Origin of the sequence: Myxococcus sp. AS-1-15 (genome assembly GCF_020037055.1) — a bacterium.
Classification (GTDB): Bacteria; Myxococcota; Myxococcia; order Myxococcales; family Myxococcaceae; genus Myxococcus; species Myxococcus fulvus.
This window is the reverse complement of record NZ_JAIQDF010000004.1, coordinates 426,254-443,612: the sequence shown is the minus strand read 5'-3', so window position 1 is coordinate 443,612 and position 17,359 is coordinate 426,254. Positions and strand designations below refer to the sequence as shown.

Below are 17,359 nucleotides of genomic sequence, written 5' to 3'. Positions count from 1 at the left end.
GTGCGCCCGCGCTTTACACGTCCCGGCGCGCTGACTTCAACCACCACGCCCCGGGAAGGGCGCACCCGAGCCGTTGCCCGCTACCGCCGGGGCAGGAACGTCGGCCGGTTCAGGAACCCGCCGAGCCTGGCCGCCCGGAAGCTCGGGTCCTTCTTGTCCGGAGGGAAGATGGTGATGCCCGCCGCCAGCAGGCCCAGGCGCTTCTGCGCCTCCGGGTCCAACCGCAGGTTCACATCCATCGCCGGCTCGCTGTACTCCAGCCGCTTGCCCAGCTTCAGCGTGCCCGTGGCCAGCGCCTCGATGTCCTCGCCCTTGAGCTTGAGCTCCTTCACCGTGCCCAGGCCCTTGTCGAAGTCGATACGGCCCACCAGCGCGCCGAGCGCCACCTGCGGCAGGTCCATGGGCATGGAGTTGCCACCGCCCATCGGAATGGAGGCCTTGCCACCCTTGATGATGAGCCCCTGCGTGTCGAGCAGCAGCTCCCCGTTCGCCAGGGACAGGTCCGGCTCCGGGCTCTTCCCCTTGGGCAGCGTCAGGGCCAGCGTGCCGTTGATGACGCCGTCCAGGTCCACGCCGAGGAAGCCCGGCAGGTTGCCGCCGCTGACCTTGAGCCCGTCGATGTCCGCGCGCACCTTCGAGTCACCCAGCAACCCCACCGACGCCGTCACCGTCCCGCCCATCGCGTTGGCGCGCACCGCCACGCCCGGAGGGAAGAGGGTGGGGCGCACCGCCAGGCTGTCGATGATGACCGCCTCGCCCAGCTCCGCCGCGCCCGGCAGGCCCTCGCCGCTGATGAGCTTGCCGAGCAGGTCCGCGCTCAACGGCTGGGGCGGCTTGCTCACCCGCACGTTGGTGGCCGTGACGCCGGACAGCCCCGGCCGCAGCGAGCCGATGCGCACCGCCAGCCCCGCCTGCGCCGCCTCGTTGATGATGCGCGCGCGCACCGTCTCGTACGGGAAGGTGAGCAGCAGGCAGAGGATGAAGGCCACGAGCGCGAACGCGCCGTAGCCCAGGATGACCTTCCAACGAGCGGGCTTGGAGTCAGAGGACATAGGGCTATTGCTTCATCCGGTAGGTGGCCACCGTCGTCCACGCCGTCAGCGTGTCGTTGGGCCTCGGTTCGATGCGCAGGTACTTCACCTTCACCACGCCCGGCCCGCTCTCCACCGTGCGCATGAAGTCCGTCAGCTTGCGGAGGTCCACGTCGGAGAACGTCAGCTCCACCGAGCTCTCCATGATCTTCCCGTCGCCGATGCCCACGTCGCCCTTGGGCGTCATGTTGGGCACCTGCAGCCCGGCCGCCGTGGCCTTGTCCTCGATGTAGGTGATCAGCTGCACGTTGCTGGACGTCAGCTGCGTCTCCACGGCCTGCCGCGACGCCTGGGCCTCGCGATAGCTGGCCGCCAGCGCCTGCACCTCCTGGAGCTTGCCCAGCTTGTCCTCGGTGCGCTTGCGGTAGCCGGACGCGCTGTTGGCGAACGTCATCAGCACCACGAACACCACGAACACCGCCACCGCCGTGCCGGCGATGGCCACCATGCGCCGCTCACGCTCGCTGAGCCGCTCGAACCACGTCTGCAACGGCGCGAGTGCTTCCTGAAGTCTGGCCATGACTAGCTCTCCCCGCCTTCCGCCCCGGGGCACTGCACCTGGACGTCCAGACGGAACGTCACCTTCTGTCCGTCCCGCGTGCGCTCCACCTTGCCCTGCTTCACTTCCTTGAAGCAGGCGTGGTTCCTGAGCGCGTTGGACAGCGTGTCCACCTGCTTGGAGGAGTCCGTCTCCCCCTGGAGGATGACGCGCTCGGTATCAATCTGGATGCGGTCGAACTTCACCGGGATTTCCTTGGGGACGTGCTCGGTGACCTCCGCCAGGAGGTTGACCGCGGACATGCGCGGCAGCGCCGCCGCGGGGCTCTCCACGCCCTTGAGCATGTTGAGCGCGCGGTTGTAGTCCTTCTCGCACCGCCCCAGGATCCGCTGCGTCGTCTCGCACAGCGCCGCGTCCACCTGCGCCTCGCGCCGCGACAGCACCGAGTTGCGCACCACGCCGAACGCGATGAGCAGCAAGAGCAGCGTCGCCGCGAAGGACGCCAGGAGGCCCAGCTTGTCCTTCACGTAGTCGAAGTCGCCCTTGAAGGCGAGCTCGCCCCGGCGGTAGTTGAAGCGCGGCGCGCGCGCGCCCGTCGCGTTGCCTCGCAGCGCGAGCGCGTACGCCTGCGCCGCCGTCGGCTGGTCGTCGGCGGCGATCGCCTCCGTCGTGTCCGCGGGCAGCGCCAGCACGCGCACCGGCAGGTTCAAGTCTCGCGAGAGCTGCTCCGCGAGCCCCGGCATGCGCGCGGTGCCGCCACACAGCACCAGCGCGCCCACCTGCTGGCGGGTGCGCGCGGTGAAGGACTTCAGCGTGGGCCGCAGCTCGCGCAGGACCGGCTGGAGCCCCCGGGTGAAGGCCGCCGCCGCGCGCTCCGCGTCCGGCCCCTTCGCCGCGCTGGCCAGCGCCCCGTGCTGTTCCTTCCAGTGGTGCGCCTCCGCCAGCGACGTCTGGAACTCCGTGGCCAGGGCCTTGCTCAAATCCTTGCCGCCGCCGGCGAACGTGCGCGCGAAGCGGACCCCCGTGCCCGGCGTGCCGATGGCCACCGACGTGCGCTCGTGGCCCAGGTCCACGATGGCCACCGCGCCGCCCTCGTTCGCGCCCTCGAAGAGCCCCGCCGCCTGCTGGAGCAGGTTCTGGTAGGCGAGGCCGGGGTGCGTGACGACGCGCGGGTCCACCTTCAGCTCCGCGAGCACCTCCAGCAGCGCCTTGAGCTCCTCGGTGCGCACCACGCCGACGAGCAGGTCGCTCGCCTTCTCCTTGCCCTCCAGGTCCTTGTGGCCGACGACCTGGTAGTCGTAGACGACCTCGGAGATGTCGAACGGGAGCTGGCTACCGATTTCGAACGGCAGCGTCGCGTCGATGCGCTTGCTGTCGGAGAACGGCAAGGTCAGCGTGTGGGTGATGAGCGCGGGGCCGGGCAGGGACACCACCACCTGGTCGGCGTGGCCCGGCGGCAGCTTGCCGAGCAGCTCCGTCACCGCGGCGCGCAGCGTGTCGGCGCGCTCGCCTTCCTGAGCACGGCGCACCTCCACGTAGCTCCGGGTGGCGTGTCCCTTCGTCCGCGCCTCCAGCACCACGCCCTTCACGGCGTGGCTGCCCAAATCGAGGCCAAGAATGCGGGCCATGCTATTCCTCTCTCCAGTACAGGAGCTTGCCCAGCGTGTCGTCCAGCCGGACCACCGCGGTCAGCGTCTTCTGCACGCTGCCCGCCTCTCCCACGGATTTGATGGTGAACGTCTGACTCTTGTCGCCGATGAGGCGGTTGCCCGCCACGTTGGACTTCACGGCCGGATTCACCACGATGCCGGCGCTCTCCACCACCGCCACGAAGTCCTGCACCGCCATGCCGAAGAAGCTGAACATGCGCGCCGAGCGGATGCGGGTGATGAGCTCGTTGAGGAACACCGGGTCCCTCAAGCGCGGGTCCGGCCGGGCCGGGTCCGCCACCGACATGATGGCCAGCCCCATCATCACCGGGTCATCCGTGTTGATGTTGGGCCGTGAGTTGATGTCCGGATACACCGTGAGCCTGTCACGGAAGGCCGACATGAACTGGTCATTCACCCCGTGCACCCGGTACAGCTCGTCGACGCTGTCGAACCGCGCGTTCTTCGGCTCGTAGCTCGGCTCGTACCGGCTGTAGGGCGAGCCCTCGTCGGAGAAGCCGGACGGCATGGGGTTGACCGGGTCATTGCGGTTGATGGCCGAGCCCGTCTCGTCGTCGTCCGCGTAGTCCTTGATGGCCAGCATCACGTCCTGCGGATTGCTGCGGACCTTGTTCGCGTCGTCGCGCTCCCACAGGAACTCGAAGCGCTTGTCCTCGAGCATGTCCAGCATGCGCAGCGCGGTGGGCAGCGCGTCGCCGGCGCCCGCCATCAGCCGGTGGACGTTGAGCTTCTCCTCCTCGTCGGAGATGGTGGACAGGAAGCAGCCCTCGAAGCCGCCGAACGAGCGGCGCGTCATCTGCGCCGACATCTCCTTCGACGCCGGGTCCTCCTCGCCGTCCATGCGGAAGTTCCCGTCGTCCTCGTCCACCGGGTCCAGGGGCGGCGCGTCCTCCTTGCCGTTCTCCAGGCCCTCGCTCTTCACCAGGCCCTTGAGCATGTGGCAGTCCACGCGCGCCATCCGCCACAGCTGGAGGTTCAGGCTGGAGGGCTGGGGCGTGTTGCCCTGCGCGCCCACGTTGCCGCCCAGAAAGCCGCTGAGCAGCGACGCGGGGTTGGGGATGGGCGTCGCGTCCACCTGCTTCTGGAAGCGCAAAAGCAGCCGCGACAGCGCCACGCCCGAGCGCGCCATGTAGTACGCGCGGACCTCGTCGCGCTGGTTGGCGGCGAGCTGCAGGTCCACGCGGCTGTTGTACGCGAACTCGGTGGCGATGATGGTGAGCAGCGCGATGGACACCACCGCGATGATGAGCGCCACGCCGCGCGAGCGCCGCTCGTTCGCGGCCGCGGAGCGCGGCGCGACAGGCTTGGGACGTCGCCGGGACGTCTGCTTGGGGAAGGGCAGGGGCATCAGTACCTCGGCAGCTCCGTGTTCAACATGATGCGCGTCTGGGTGCTGTAGCGCGCTTCCTTGCCCGTCTCGTCCACCGCCGTCACCGTCACCCGCACGCGCGTGGGCAGGATGCTCTTCTGCTCCGGGCGCCGGGTGTCCCACTCGTCATCCCACTCCTTCTTCTCGGAGTTCCAGTACTCGAACTCCAGCTTCTTCACGCCCTCCAGCAGCACGTCCGTCGTGCCGCCCCGGTCCATGCGGTCGTCCACGTTCGGGTTGACCCGGCGCTTGAGGTCCTGTCGCCCGCGCGCCGTCTTGTCCTCGGACGCGTCCACGAAGTACTCCACCACCGCCTGGTCGGACTCCTTCACGTCCGTGTACAGCCGCTGGTGCGCGAACGTGGTGAACAGGAGCCGGTCGCTCTCCCCGACGAAGTTGCTGGGCCGGTCCTGCTGGTCCCGGAAGCGCTTCAGGTCGAACCGGTCACTGACGTACGCGGAGCCGATCTCCCGCGACATGCGGTTCATCGCCACCCGCAGCTGCCGGTAGCGGTCCGCGTCCGCCTCCACCGTCTCCTTCGCCGTCAGGCCCGTCTGGAAGGCCATGGCCACCACCGTGCCCATCAGGGCGGTGATGGCCACCGCCACCATGACCTCCATCAGCGTGAAGCCACGCACGCGCCGGGTCATCGGTCGTTCCTCATCAGGCCGCCGCCCAGGTTCGGAATCTGCGGACGCCCGCCGCCCATGCCGGGCGGGAGGATGCCGCCCGCGCCACGGCCGCCCTGCTGGCCGCCGTTGGCGCGGTTGAGCCACTCCGAGCGGCGCATCAGCGGCTTGCGCGTCTGCGGATGCAGCATGACGCCGTTGGGGCCGGGGATGGGGTTCTGGACGATCATCCCGGGGCTGTCGGGGTCCACCCACTGGTTGTCCGCGCCCGGCGTCTGGCCACCGGCGTTGGGCGTGAAGCCGCCGTTCCTGTCCGAGCCCGGCCCGAGCGACACCACGTGCGTCACCAGGTCGATGCTCTCCAGCTGCGTGCCCTCCTGCCAGTACACCGTGAGGTGCACCTCGCGCACCGTCTGGGTGAGCTGCTGCACCATCTGCGTGAACATGGGCTGCGCCATGCCCATGGCCGCGCCGCCCAGGCCGCCGCCCGCGGGCTGCGGTCCGCTGGAGCCGCCCTTGCCATCCTTGTCGCCGCCGCCACCGCCGCCGAAGAGGCTGGCGATGCCGCTCATCGGGTCGCTCGAGTCCCCGCCGATGGGCAGGTTGAAGAGCGCGCCGATGAGCTGGTCGGGTGACACACCGTCCAGCTTGGGCGCGATGATGCGCGCCTTCCACTTGAACTGGGGCCAGCCCTCGTCGGAGAAGTCGCCGGACTCCTCGTCGTCGTCGGGCGTGAAGCCGTCGTCGTAGAGCTGCTGCTCCACGTCCGTCATCTTCGAGCGCGCCAACAGCGAGGCCACCGTGAGGCGCTTGGTGTAGACGTGGTTGGCCACCGCGCCCGCGTTGAGGTCGAAGATGGCCATCAGCGCGAGGCCGAGGATGGCCAGCGCCACCACGACCTCCAGCAGCGTGAAGCCCCGGGCCTGTCTCATCGTGGCACCTCCAGCGCCTCGCCCACGATGTTCACCTTGCCGGTGAGCGGGGACACGTCCAGGGTCCAGATGTTGTCGCCCTGGCTCAGGTAGACGTAGGCCTTCTCCGTGTAGCCCTGCGGGAAGAAGTAGAGATACGCGACGCCGCTGTCCACGGCCTCTCGCTGCTGGCGCGTCCACACCGACACGCGCACGTCCGAGGGCAGCTCGCGCGGCGGAATCTCCTCCGACGTGAAGGACGAGAAGCGCGACTGGCTCTCCACGCGCTGCTTCTCCGCCTCCATCAGGTCCTGCGCGCTGACCGTCTCCCCGGCCGAGGCCACGTAGCTGCGCCGCTCCTGCCCGTTGCCGGAGCCGCTCCGGTTGGAGCGCCGGGCCCGATCCCTCTCGGAGTTCTCGTCGCGCAGGGCGGTGTCGCGGTCCCTCGCCGTCGTCACGCCGCTCTCCGCGCACTCGGCGTGGTAGCGCGTGGCCTTCTCCTCCTTGGCCTCCGGAATCTCGAACACCAGCCGGCACGTCTTGCCGCGCAGCGCCGCCGAGTCGTAGAGCGAGCGGATGGTGCCGGCCAGCTCGCCGGCCGCGCCCTTGGCCTTGGCGCCGGTGAGCGAGCCGATGCCCATCACCGCCGCGGAGAACAGCATCGCGACGATGATGATGGCGATGGAGATCTCGATGAGCGTCAGGCCGCGCTCCTGGCGCCGCCGTGTCGCCGTGCTCCGCGTCATGGCTGCCCCCAGTCCGCCAGCACGCCTCCGCTGCTCAGGTCCGCGTCCAGCCCCGCGCCGCCCTGCTTGCCGTCCGCGCCAAGCGAGATGACGGCGCCGCTCCTGCCGTCCATCCAGTAGACGTACGGGTGGCCCCATGGATCACTGGGCACGCCCTCGATGAGCTTCGCCTCGATGAGCGGGGTGAAGCCCTCCTCCTTGGAGGGGAAGTGGCCCATCAGCCGGTGGTGCGCCTTGAACATGCCCTCCAGCTTGCGGATCTCCGTCCGGGCGCGCCGCTGCTCGGGCGCCAGCGTGCGGTCCTCCGTCGCGTAGACGAGGGCGAACGCCAGCACCGTGGCCACCAGGAAGATGCCGCCCAGGATGAGCTGGCCCGACCGGTTCGGACGGGCGCCCCCCGCGGGTGAGGACGTCGGGGATGTCACTGCGTTCTGCTCGTTCATACCCAAGTCCTGTCAACACACGGGGCGCGCCGGTTCTTCACTTGGTGGCGGCCCCGTCCGCGGACGAGATGTCCGCGTCGTTGCCCTCACCGCCGGCCGTGCCGTCCGCGCCGTAGGAGATGATGACGGGCTTGCCGCCCTCGTTGAGGTACACGTAGTCGTTGTTCCACGGGTCCTTCGGCATCGACTCCAGCGACTGCGTCTCCACCAGCGCGTTGAGGCCCGCCGACGTGTCCGGGTACTTGCCCTTCTTCGTGTAGTAGAGCTTCAGCGCACCCTGGATGTTCTTGATGTCCAGGGCCGCCCGGTCCCTTCGGGCCGCCTCGAGCTGGGGAATCACCGCCACGCCGACGGCGGCGGCGATGAGGCCGAGGATGGTGATGACCACCATGATTTCGATGAGCGTCATGCCCCGGCGGTTGCGGCGGCGGCGCTGCTGCTGGGTGTTCTGGTTCGTCTTGTTCATGTCTCTCACCTCGGGGTGACTTTCTGGCAAGCCACCGCTTCGTGTTCTGGACTTCCTGTCAGGGGACCCGGGGGACGTCCACCACTCCGGGAGGGGGCACGGCGGCCCGGGGGCCGTACAGCCGGGCCCCCACCGTCACCAGCGCCGCGGCGACGGCGATCATCGCCGCCAGCGTCACACGCTGAATCCAACGGTCTAACGTCTCATTCGTCATGGGCGTCGCACCTCACCGGATGGCCGAGTTCACCTGGAGGATCGGCATCAGGATGGAGAGCGCGACGAATGCAATCACCGCGCCCATCACCACGATGAGCAGGGGCTCGAGCAGCGAGGTGAGGGCGCCGATGCGCACGTTCACCTGCGTCTCGTAGTTGTCCGCCACGTTGGTGAGCATCTCCTCGAGCTGACCGGAGCGCTCGCCGATGGCGACCATGTGGTAGACGAGCGGCGGGAACTCCCCGGAGCGCTTGAGCGGGTTGGCGATGCTCTCGCCCTCGCGGATGGAGTCGCGGGCCTTCTCGACGACCTCCGCCAGCACGGTGTTCGTCATCACCGCCTTGACGATGTCCATGGCCGCCAGGAGCGGGACGCCGCTCTTGAGCAGCGTGGACAGCGTGCGGGCGAAGCGGGAGATGGAGAGCAGCCGCACCAGGTTGCCCACCACGGGCGCCTTGAGCGTGAAGCGGTCCCACTTGGGCTTGCCCTTGGGGCTCACCGTCCAGCGCATGAACAGCCAGCCGCACAGCACCATCACCGGGACGGCGATGAACCACCAGTCCTGGAAGAAGTTGCTCGTGGCGATGAGCATCCGCGTGCTCAACGGCAGCGTGGCCTTCATCGTCTCGAAGATCTTCGTCACCTTCGGGACGACGAACACCATCAGCGCCACCAGGATGCCGCCGCCCACCACCATCATGATGGCGGGGTAGAGCATGGTGCTCAGGATCTTCTGCTGCAGCCGGGCCTGGTTCTCCGTGAAGTCGGCCAGGCGCGTGAGCACCGCGTCCAGGGCGCCGGACGCCTCGCCCGCGCGCACCATGTTCACGTAGATGCTGGGGAAGATCTTGGGGTGCTGCCCCAGCGCGTCCGCCAGGGACGAGCCCTCGTTGACGCGCTGCTTGATGTCGGAGAGGGCGCGCTTGAAGCGCTCCTTCTCCACCTGGTCCACCAGGGCGGTGAGCGACTCCACCAGCGTGACGCCGGCGCCCAGCAGCGTGGACAGCTGCCGGGTGAAGATGGCCACGTCGTCGGTGTTGACGCGGCCCCGGCCCAGCTTGCGCAGGTCGATGTCGCGCGCCACCTGCGCGGCGTTGGCGCCCTTGGACACCGCGCCCCGGCTGCCCTCCGCCTGGGCGAGCACGTCCGTGAGGAAGATGCCGTCGGCGCGCAGCTTGGAGCGCAGCGTCTTGGGCGAGTCGGCTTCCAGCAGGCCCTTGATCTGCTTGCCCGCGGAGTTGAGACCTCTGTACTCGAAGACCGGCATGGCTCGATGACCCCGGCCCCTCCCAGGGAGGAGCTGTCGGTTACATGTCCTCCTGGGTGATGCTCAGCACCTCGGCGATGGTCGTCTCCCCCAGCGCAATCTTGCGCGCGCCGTCCTCGAGCAGGGTGATCATCCCCTTGGAGGTGGCGGACTTCTTGATGGTGGAGGCGTCCACGTTCTTCAGTACGAGCTGGCGCACGTCGTCGTCCACGGGCAGGAACTCGTAGATGCCCGTGCGGCCTCGGTAGCCGTTGCGGTTGCAGGTGGGGCAGCCGACGGCCTTGTAGATGCGCTCGGTGCCGTAGCGCTCCTTGAAGGAGGCGCGCGAGTGGCCGATCTCCTTCAGCTCCGCGTCCGTGGGCTGGTAGGGCGCGCGGCAGTCCGGGCACACGCGGCGCACCAGGCGCTGGGCGAGGATGCCCGTGAGCGACGACGCCACGAGGAACGGCTCCACGCCCATGTCCACCAGACGGGTGACGGCGCCGGCCGCGTCATTGGTGTGGACCGTGGAGAGCACCAGATGGCCCGTGAGCGAGGCCTGGATGGCGATCTCCGCCGTCTCCTTGTCGCGGATCTCACCGACCATGATGACGTCCGGGTCCTGGCGCAGGAAGGAGCGCAGGCCTTGGGCGAAGGTGAGGCCGATCTTGGGGTTGATGGCCATCTGGCCAATCCCCTTGAGCTGGTACTCCACCGGATCCTCGACGGTGAGGATGTTGAGGTCCGGGGTGTTGATCTTCGACAGCGCGCCGTAGAGCGTCGTCGTCTTGCCGGAGCCCGTGGGGCCGGTGACGAGGATGATGCCGTGCGAGCGCTTGATGACGGCTTCCATGGCGTGGAGCGTCACCTGGCTCATGCCGATCTCCGCCAGGTCCAGCAGCGTCGCCGTCTTGTCCAGCAGACGCATGACGATGCGCTCCCCGTTGGTGGTGGGGATGGTGGACAGACGGATGTCGATGTCGCGGCCGGCCAGCTTGATGCGGATGCGGCCGTCCTGCGGCAGGCGCTTCTCGGCGATGTTGAGCTGCCCCATCACCTTCACGCGGCTGACGATGGCGTTCTGGTAGCGCTTGGGCGGCTTGATGACCTCCTGCAGCACGCCGTCCACGCGGAAGCGCACGAGCAGCTCGCGCTCCATGGGCTCGATGTGGATATCGCTCGCGCGCTCCTTGGCGGCGCGGAAGAGCACCGAGTTCACCAGCCGGATGACCGGGGCCTCGTCGTCCGTGTCCAGCAGGTCCTGCGGCTCGTCCAGCTCGTGGGCGATGGCGTCCAGGTCCTGCGTCTCCATCTCGTCGACCAGCTGCTCGGCCTCGTTGATGGATCGGTCATAGACGCTGTTGATGGCGTCGGTGATGGTGGTGTCGAGCGCCAGCCGGGGGCTGATGCTCTGGCCCAGCAGCAGCCGCGCGTGGTCCAGCGCGGACGTGTCCAGCGGGTCCGCCACCGCCAGGACCACGCTGTCGTTCTCCAGCGACAGCGGGAGGATGTGCGCCTGCTTGGCGAAGTTGATGGGGATGCGCTTGACCAGCTCCGCGTCCACCTCTTCGGTGAAGATGCGCGCCAGGTAGGGCAGGTCCAGCTGGTGTCCCAGCGCCTTGGCGACGTCCTCGGCGCTGACCGCCTTGAGCCCCACCAGGACCTCACCGATGCGTCCGCCCTTCTCCTCCTGGAGGGCGAGCGCCTCGCGCAGCTTCTCCTCGGTGAGCGAGGGGACGAGCGCGCGGAGGATCTCCCCCAGCGGCCTGCCGCACAGGAAGGCCTGGCCGTGGGAGACGACCTGGGTGGAGTCGTTCCGGGCAGGGGCCGCGCCGGACGCGGCGGTGGCGAGAGTGGGGTCTGCGGTCACGTTCATGGGCTCTATTCCCCGGTCTCGGGCTGGATGCGCAGGCGCTCGGGCGACGCGTCTCCGGTGGACTCCGGAGCCGGCGCTTCGGGCGTCTGCGGCGCCGGAGTCGCGGGGGCTGACTCTTCGGAACCGGCGGGAGGCAGCGGCGCTTCCCGCACCTCGGGCTCGGGCGACGCGGGGGCCGGGCCCCGCGCGGGCGGCACGCTGTTCGAGCGGCCGGCCGGCGGGGTGTTGGAGCGGGACGGCGCCGACGAGTTCGGCGAGATGACGCGCTCACCCGACACGCCCGGGCCGCCATTCTCCGCGCGCTGACGCTCGCGCAGGACGGCCTGGTTCATCTTGGACAGCGGGCCGGGCTTGCGGCTGAAGTCCACCGCCACGTCGTAGCCGGGCACCTGGCCGTAGAACTGCTCCACGAACTGCTGACGCTCCTTCATCTTGCGCTCGAAGATGACGCGGAAGTCCTCGGGGCCCCGGATGATGTAGGGCGTCAGGAACAGGAGCAGGTTCGTCTTCGTCTTCTTGCGCGTCGTCTCGCGGAAGAAGTTGCCGATGATGGGGATGTCGCCCAGCACCGGGACCTTGGTGACGGACTCGATGGTGCGGTCCTGCATGATGCCGCCCAGCACCACCGTCTCCTGGTCCTTGGCGATGACGGTCGTCTTCGCGCTGCGCTTGCTGGTGGTCGGGCCGAGCACCGCGTCGTTGGAGGCGATCTCCTCTGTCTGCTCGGTGATGACCATGCGGATGTAGTCGCTCTCGTTGATCTGCGGCTTCACCGTCAGCTTCAGCTCCACGTTCTGACGCTGGATGGGCGCGTACAGCGAACCCAGGCCGCCCAGCGCGCCGAGCAGCGACGTGTTCAGGCCGCCCGCGCCGCCGGCGGTGCCGGTGCCCACGCCCGTGCCCAGCGACGAGGGCGAGAAGCCGGACTGGAAGGGCACGTTCTGGCCCACGGTGATCTCCGCCTCCTCGTTGTCGCTGGTGAGGATGTGCGGCGTGGACAGCACGTTCACGTCGGAGCTCTGCTGCATCGCGTGCAGCACCACGCCGAAGGCGGGGATGTCCAGGCCCAGCTTCTCCAGGGCGGGGATGACGGGGCCCTGCAGGCCCGCGAGGAAGCCGCCGAAGGACGCCAGGTTCGCCAGGCTCAGCGACGGGGGCAGGCCCGAGCCGGTGTTGTTGGTGCCGATGAGGCCGGGCACCGCGCCGTCATCCGTCTGCAGCGAGAAGCCGCTGTGCAGGTTGACGCCGTACTCGGCATTGCGGTCCAGGTTCACCTCCATGATGACGGCCTCGACGAAAACCTGGCGGCGGGGCGTGTCGAGCTGCTGGATGACCTGGACGATGTTCTTGTAGTCCGACTGGCTGGCGACGATGACGAGCGAGTTGGTGCCCTTGTCGGCGGAGATCTTCACCTCGCCGCTGAACAGCTCCGCCGCCTGCGTGGGCGCGTTGCCGCGCGGCATGCCCGGGGGGAGGTTGGGGGCGCCCGGCGTGCGGGGACGGTTGGCCGTGCCCTGCGCCAGCGACTGGAGCGTGCTCGCCAGCTCCTCCGCGTTGGCGTTCTCCAGGTAGTAGACGTTGATGCGGCCACCCGTGCCGGACGGGATGTCGAGCTGGGTGACGATCTCCTGGATGCGCTCGAACGCGGCGGGGCTCGCCACGATGATGAGCTTGTTGGTGCGCTCGTCCGGGATGATCTGCGACAGCGTCACCGGGCCACCGGCGGACTCGCCGCCCTGGGAGGGCTGGGCGACAATCTCACCGCCGGGCTGACCCGCGGGCGGCACGCCCTGGGTGAAGTTGCCGGGGCGGGTGGCGCCGGGGCGCGCGCCCTTGCTCTCGAACAGCTTCTGCACCGTGCCGGCCACGTCCTGGGCGCTCGCGTACTGCACCTGGATGACGCGCAGCTCGTCGCTGGCGGCGCGCGAGTCCAGCTGGTTGATGAGCCGCTCCAGGCGGTGGATGTTGGAGCCCACGTCGTTGACGATGATGGTGTCCGGCGGGTACGGGATGGTGTCGCCGTCCTTGGACACCAGCTGCTGCAGCACGCCGCGCAGCGGCTCCACCTCCACGTTGCGGATGCGGAACAGCTTGGTCACCATCTGCTCGTTGGTGGTGTACGGCTGGCCGTCCTCGACGATGGTGGGGATGGGGTTCTGCTTCGCCGAGCGCTTGTCGACGATCTTCATGAAGCGGCCGTACTGGTAGACGGCCAGGCCGTTGGCGTCGAGCGAGGCGAGGAACGCGGAGTAGAACGCGTCCGCGTCCACCTCCACGCGGCCGTTCTCCGGGCCGATGATGGAGATCTTCCCGCGCACGTTCTCCGGGAGGATGAACGTGCGGCAGGTGGCGTCCGCCACCGTCTGCACCAGCTTCTCGATCTCCACCTTGTCGAAGTAGATGCCGTAGCGCGCGTTGCGCCGGGCCTCCTCGCACGTGGGCGTCCGGCGGGGCCCTTGATTGGCCTCCTCCGCGGCGCCGCTGGGGGACTGGGGCGTGATGGTCCGCTCACCGGGCGCGGAAGGCGCGGAGGTGCCGGGCGGGGTGGGGCGGCGCTGGGCCTGCGCGGGGACGGCGAGCGCGAGGCACAGGCAGAGCATCCAGGACGGGAGCGTCTTCATGGAGGAGCGGGCGCGACGTGGGGTTTAACGGACGTTGTAGGACTTGCGGATCGGCGCGCCGTTGCGCTCGATCTCGATTTCGATGCGGGAGGAGTCCTTCATCTTCGAGTAGACCTCGAGCGCCTTCTCGGGGCTGTTGAGGTCGAACCCGTTGATGCGGCGGATGACGTCGCCGTTCTGGACGCCGATCTTCGAGTAGATGGAATCCGGGCGGATGGAGAAGAGCTTGAACCCCACCGCCTGACCGTCCTTGAAGGCCGGAACGATGCGCGCCTGCATGGCCACGTCGTTGAGGTTGTTGAGCGTCTTGTCGATTTCCGCGCGCGGCACTTCGTACTCGTTGTCGCTGACGGCGCGGATGCCGCTGGGGGACGCGGTGTTGGTCTGCGCCACCGGAGGCGTCGGCGGGGTGAAGGCCTGGGCGCCGTCACCCGGGTTGCCGTCGATGAACTCCTTGCGGCCCCCGTTGAGGATGATGACGCGCTCACGCTCGATTTCGAGCACGGTGGCGCCCTGCAGGGCGTTGCCCACCATGTACGTCTGCGAGCGCTGCGTCACCATGTCCTGGACCGACGCGAAGGACCAGTCCGGGTTGCTCGCGACGAGCGTGCCGAGCAGCTTCACCCTGAGGCCGCTCTTCACCGGGGCGGCGTTGGGGTCCACCTCCGGCGTCGTGGGCTCCCTCACCGCGACTTCCGGCTCGGGAATCTTGATGCCCGTCACCCGCGACAGGCCCTCCATGTCCGGCAGCGCGAGCGCCGCCTGCGCGGGCCGGTTCGTCGGCGCACGCGCGGTGGCCCCCGAGGACGGCACGGGGGAGATGGAGGATTCGACGAACAGGTTCACCGTCTTCGCCGCCAGCAGCGCGACGAGGAGGATGAACAGCAGGTTCACCGTCCAGAAGTATTTGCGAAAGAAGAGTTCCATCACGCTTCCGAGAAGAAAGCCGGACCCGGGAAGAGCAAGGCAGGTGCCACCCTCGGGTCAGACGGGCCATCCCAAGGGGACGGCCAAGCACGCGTAATTATTCCGAAAAGGGCGGACACCCCAGGCAGGGGAGCGGGCTGCTCCAGGGCTTGGGACAAATTGTCAAAGCAGGGTGGGGGCCTTTGTGACGGCCTGTCAGTCGTCGCTTCCGGCGGAGGGCTCGCCGCCGGACGACTGCTCGCGCTCCAGCTTGCGGTAGATGGTGCGGGCGGCGATGCCCAGCAGCCGGGCGGCCAGCGTCTTGTCGCCCTTGGTGTGGCGCAGCGTCTCGTGGATCACCCGGCGCTCCACCTCCTCCATGGGCGTGCCGATGGGGATGACCAGCTGGGTGGCGGCGCCGAGCGGGCCCTTGCGCACCGACTCGGGCAGGTCGCTGGCCTCCAGCACCTCGCCCCGCGCCAGCACCACCGCGCGCTCGACGGCGTGCTCCAGCTCCCGCACGTTGCCGGGCCAGGCGTAGTTCTCCAGCGTCTGCAGCGCCTCCGGCGAGAAGCCGCGCAGCGCCTTGCCGTTCTTCGCGGCGAAGCGGCGCAGGAACGCGTCCGCCAAGAGCGGGATGTCCTCGCGGCGCGAGGCCAGCGCGGGCACGCGGATCTCCACCACGTTGAGCCGGTAGTAGAGGTCCTCGCGGAAGCGGCCCTCGGCCACCTCCTTCTGCAAATCCTTGTTGGTGGCGGCCACCAGCCGCACGTCCACCTTCACCGTCTGGGTGCCGCCCAGCCGCTCGATTTCGCCCTCGGCCAGCGCGCGCAACAGCTTCACCTGCGCGGGCAGCGGCATCTCGCCGACTTCGTCCAGGAAGAGGGTGCCGCCGTGGGCGCGCTCGAAGCGGCCCTCGCGCCGGGCCACCGCGCCGGTGAAGGCGCCGCGCTCCACGCCGAACAGCTCCGCCTCCAGGATGTTCTCCGGCAGCGCGCCGCAGTTGACGGCGACGAACGCGCCCTTGGCCCGGCTGGAGTACTCGTGCACCGAGCGCGCCGCCAGCTCCTTGCCCGTGCCCGACTCACCCAGCAGCAGCACCGTGGCGGTGGAGGGCGCGGCCTGGCGGATGGTGTCCAGCATGGCGCGGAAGGCGGGGGACTGGCCCACCATGCTGCGCCCGCCCTGGGCGCTCATCTCCGCCAGCTTCGCCTTGAGCGTCTGGTTCTCCGAGACGAGCGCGCGCTTCTCCAGCGCCTTCTGCACCGCCTTCACCAGCGAGTGGCGCTTGAGCGGCTTGGTGATGAAGTCGTAGGCGCCGTCCTTCATCGCCGCCACGGCCGTCTCCACCGTGCCGTAGGCGGTCATCAGCACCACCTCCACGTCGGGGCGGATGGTGCGCGCGGCGCGCAAGAGCTCCTGCCCGTCCATGCCGGGCATCATCAGGTCCGTCACCATCACCGTGACTTCGGGGCGGCGCAAAAGCTCCAGGGCCTCCGTGCCGTTGGCCGCGGAGAGCGTGGCCATGTTCTCCCGCTGGAAGATGCGCGTCACGGAGTCGAGGTTGGCGCGGTCGTCGTCGACGACGAGGACGGTGGAGGTGGTCATGGTGGGGGCCGCACTATGCAATACCCGTTCCCGTCAGGCGTGCTCCTCGTCCGCCTCCACGGGGCCTCCGCCCATGCGGCCGATGTCCTCGCGCTTGACGGAGTCGACGTTGAACTTGCGCGCGCTGGCGAGCATCCGGTCCACGGTGTCGTCGAAGTCGGGCTTGCCGCCGTTCTTCTTGAAGCGCAGGAAGTTGATGCGCGCGACCACGAAGTTCTTGAGGTAGGGGCTCTGCAGTCCCTTGGCCTTGAGGGAGTCGACGACGGCGACGACGGCGTCATCGAGCTCCAGCAGGCGGTCCGCGCGGGCGTCGCGCACCTTCAGCGCGTCCTCCAGCGGCACGTCCATGAAGTCCTCCACCGCCTTGACGAAGGGGTGGTAGGCGCCCGCGGAGTAGCGGGGGCGCTTCTCGTACGCGGCGCCGAGCGTGATGAAGGCGGGCTCCTCGAACAGGTGCGCGAAGGCGGACTCCTTGCCCGCGCGGCCCGCGCCCACGAGCCCCCGGTACATGCGCACCACCTCGAGCGAGCGCTCCTTGAGGTTGTGGGCCTTCTCCGTGTTGAGCGCGAGGATTTGATAGGCCACGTCCTCGTCGGGCAGCAGCAGCGCGACGATGGACTTGGCGCCCAGCAGCTTGCTCGCGTGCAGGCGGTGGTTGCCGTTGGGCGTCCAGTAGCGGCCCTCCTTGCGCACGGCGATGACGGGGTCCAGGAAGCGGTCCAGGCGCTCCATGGCGCTGGCGAGCCGCATCACGTGGGGCTCGGACAAATCACGCTGGTAGGGGGTGGGCTCCACCTTGTCGATGGGCAGCACCGCGAGCACCACCGGATGTCCGCCCAAGGGGTCGCGATAGACGCCGAGCACCTCGCCGCCGTCGGTGCGCACCGCCTCGAGAATCTCCGTGGGGTACTCCACCGAGTCGCTGGCCACGTCCTGGGGAGACAGGCCGCGCGACTTCGGTTCCGCCTTCTTGCGGCGGGGCTTCCTGGGAGCGGCGGCGGGCTTCTTCGCTGCGGCGCTCTTGCGTGCGGACTTCGCTGCCATGGGTGCGTCCTCCTCGCG

The 17,359-nt window shown here is 69.1% G+C and carries 16 protein-coding genes; all 16 read right to left on the bottom strand.

Annotated features, from left to right (window positions below):
• Positions 1–80: 80 nt before the first annotated feature.
• Positions 81–1,052, bottom strand: coding sequence for a type II secretion system protein GspN (gspN, locus tag K8625_RS14965; RefSeq protein WP_046712754.1), 972 nt, complete (start codon positions 1,050–1,052; stop codon positions 81–83).
• Between the two features lie 4 nt (positions 1,053–1,056).
• The gene (gene gspM / locus K8625_RS14960) at positions 1,057–1,611 is read right to left on the bottom strand and encodes a type II secretion system protein GspM (protein WP_223746636.1); all 555 of its coding nucleotides are present in this window, start codon (positions 1,609–1,611) and stop codon (positions 1,057–1,059) included.
• Between the two features lie 2 nt (positions 1,612–1,613).
• A complete protein-coding gene (gene pilM, locus K8625_RS14955) occupies positions 1,614–3,218 on the bottom strand; it encodes a pilus assembly protein PilM (RefSeq protein WP_223783087.1) in 1,605 nt (534 codons plus the stop codon).
• A gap of 1 nt (position 3,219) precedes the next feature.
• Positions 3,220–4,608, bottom strand: a complete 1,389-nt coding sequence (locus tag K8625_RS14950; RefSeq protein ID WP_141323058.1) for a general secretion pathway protein GspK — start codon at positions 4,606–4,608, stop codon at positions 3,220–3,222.
• Positions 4,608–5,279 carry a type II secretion system protein GspJ gene (locus tag K8625_RS14945; RefSeq protein ID WP_223783086.1) on the bottom strand — a complete coding sequence of 224 codons (672 nt, stop codon included), beginning with the start codon at positions 5,277–5,279 and terminating at the stop codon, positions 4,608–4,610. Before K8625_RS14945 ends, K8625_RS14950 begins: the two co-directional genes overlap by 1 nt.
• Positions 5,276–6,190, bottom strand: a complete 915-nt coding sequence (locus K8625_RS14940) for a prepilin-type N-terminal cleavage/methylation domain-containing protein (RefSeq protein WP_223746640.1) — start codon at positions 6,188–6,190, stop codon at positions 5,276–5,278. Before K8625_RS14940 ends, K8625_RS14945 begins: the two co-directional genes overlap by 4 nt.
• Positions 6,187–6,915, bottom strand: coding sequence for a prepilin-type N-terminal cleavage/methylation domain-containing protein (locus tag K8625_RS14935; protein WP_223783085.1), 729 nt, complete (start codon positions 6,913–6,915; stop codon positions 6,187–6,189). Before K8625_RS14935 ends, K8625_RS14940 begins: the two co-directional genes overlap by 4 nt.
• Positions 6,912–7,358: a type II secretion system protein GspG gene (locus tag K8625_RS14930; RefSeq protein ID WP_223783084.1), complete on the bottom strand. Its 447-nt coding sequence runs from the start codon at positions 7,356–7,358 to the stop codon at positions 6,912–6,914. Before K8625_RS14930 ends, K8625_RS14935 begins: the two co-directional genes overlap by 4 nt.
• Before the next feature lie 37 nt (positions 7,359–7,395).
• Positions 7,396–7,824 carry a type II secretion system major pseudopilin GspG gene (gspG, locus tag K8625_RS14925; protein WP_223746643.1) on the bottom strand — a complete coding sequence of 143 codons (429 nt, stop codon included), beginning with the start codon at positions 7,822–7,824 and terminating at the stop codon, positions 7,396–7,398.
• A 58-nt stretch (positions 7,825–7,882) separates the two neighbouring features.
• Positions 7,883–8,038, bottom strand: coding sequence for a hypothetical protein (locus tag K8625_RS14920; RefSeq protein WP_170300454.1), 156 nt, complete (start codon positions 8,036–8,038; stop codon positions 7,883–7,885).
• Positions 8,039–8,050: 12 nt separating this feature from the next.
• Positions 8,051–9,307, bottom strand: a complete 1,257-nt coding sequence (gene gspF, locus K8625_RS14915; protein ID WP_223746644.1) for a type II secretion system inner membrane protein GspF — start codon at positions 9,305–9,307, stop codon at positions 8,051–8,053.
• Between the two features lie 40 nt (positions 9,308–9,347).
• Entirely contained in the window at positions 9,348–11,162 is a 1,815-nt protein-coding gene (gene gspE, locus K8625_RS14910) for a type II secretion system ATPase GspE (protein ID WP_223746645.1), read from the bottom strand.
• 5 nt (positions 11,163–11,167) lie between these two features.
• A complete protein-coding gene (gene gspD, locus K8625_RS14905; protein ID WP_223783083.1) occupies positions 11,168–13,783 on the bottom strand; it encodes a type II secretion system secretin GspD in 2,616 nt (871 codons plus the stop codon).
• Between the two features lie 24 nt (positions 13,784–13,807).
• Complete coding sequence (gene gspC, locus K8625_RS14900) at positions 13,808–14,710, bottom strand: type II secretion system protein GspC (RefSeq protein ID WP_046712766.1); 903 nt, start codon at positions 14,708–14,710, stop codon at positions 13,808–13,810.
• Positions 14,711–14,905: 195 nt separating this feature from the next.
• The gene (locus K8625_RS14895; protein ID WP_141323066.1) at positions 14,906–16,297 is read right to left on the bottom strand and encodes a sigma-54 dependent transcriptional regulator; all 1,392 of its coding nucleotides are present in this window, start codon (positions 16,295–16,297) and stop codon (positions 14,906–14,908) included.
• A 33-nt stretch (positions 16,298–16,330) separates the two neighbouring features.
• The gene (locus K8625_RS14890) at positions 16,331–17,341 is read right to left on the bottom strand and encodes a ParB N-terminal domain-containing protein (protein WP_223783082.1); all 1,011 of its coding nucleotides are present in this window, start codon (positions 17,339–17,341) and stop codon (positions 16,331–16,333) included.
• Positions 17,342–17,359 lie beyond the last annotated feature (18 nt).

Bases quoted from the DNA above. Each gene is read 5' to 3' on its own strand.
- K8625_RS14950 (WP_141323058.1), bottom strand. From the start codon at position 4,608: ATGCCCCTGCCCTTCCCCAAGCAGACGTCCCGGCGACGTCCCAAGCCT.
- K8625_RS14890 (WP_223783082.1), bottom strand. From the start codon at position 17,341: ATGGCAGCGAAGTCCGCACGCAAGAGCGCCGCAGCGAAGAAGCCCGCC.
- K8625_RS14935 (WP_223783085.1), bottom strand. From the start codon at position 6,915: ATGACGCGGAGCACGGCGACACGGCGGCGCCAGGAGCGCGGCCTGACG.
- K8625_RS14930 (WP_223783084.1), bottom strand. From the start codon at position 7,358: ATGAACGAGCAGAACGCAGTGACATCCCCGACGTCCTCACCCGCGGGG.
- K8625_RS14940 (WP_223746640.1), bottom strand. From the start codon at position 6,190: ATGAGACAGGCCCGGGGCTTCACGCTGCTGGAGGTCGTGGTGGCGCTG.
- gspM (WP_223746636.1), bottom strand. From the start codon at position 1,611: ATGGCCAGACTTCAGGAAGCACTCGCGCCGTTGCAGACGTGGTTCGAG.
- gspG (WP_223746643.1), bottom strand. From the start codon at position 7,824: ATGAACAAGACGAACCAGAACACCCAGCAGCAGCGCCGCCGCCGCAAC.
- gspE (WP_223746645.1), bottom strand. From the start codon at position 11,162: ATGAACGTGACCGCAGACCCCACTCTCGCCACCGCCGCGTCCGGCGCG.
- gspN (WP_046712754.1), bottom strand. From the start codon at position 1,052: ATGTCCTCTGACTCCAAGCCCGCTCGTTGGAAGGTCATCCTGGGCTAC.
- K8625_RS14945 (WP_223783086.1), bottom strand. From the start codon at position 5,279: ATGACCCGGCGCGTGCGTGGCTTCACGCTGATGGAGGTCATGGTGGCG.
- pilM (WP_223783087.1), bottom strand. From the start codon at position 3,218: ATGGCCCGCATTCTTGGCCTCGATTTGGGCAGCCACGCCGTGAAGGGC.
- gspC (WP_046712766.1), bottom strand. From the start codon at position 14,710: ATGGAACTCTTCTTTCGCAAATACTTCTGGACGGTGAACCTGCTGTTC.
- K8625_RS14920 (WP_170300454.1), bottom strand. From the start codon at position 8,038: ATGACGAATGAGACGTTAGACCGTTGGATTCAGCGTGTGACGCTGGCG.
- K8625_RS14895 (WP_141323066.1), bottom strand. From the start codon at position 16,297: ATGACCACCTCCACCGTCCTCGTCGTCGACGACGACCGCGCCAACCTC.
- gspD (WP_223783083.1), bottom strand. From the start codon at position 13,783: ATGAAGACGCTCCCGTCCTGGATGCTCTGCCTGTGCCTCGCGCTCGCC.
- gspF (WP_223746644.1), bottom strand. From the start codon at position 9,307: ATGCCGGTCTTCGAGTACAGAGGTCTCAACTCCGCGGGCAAGCAGATC.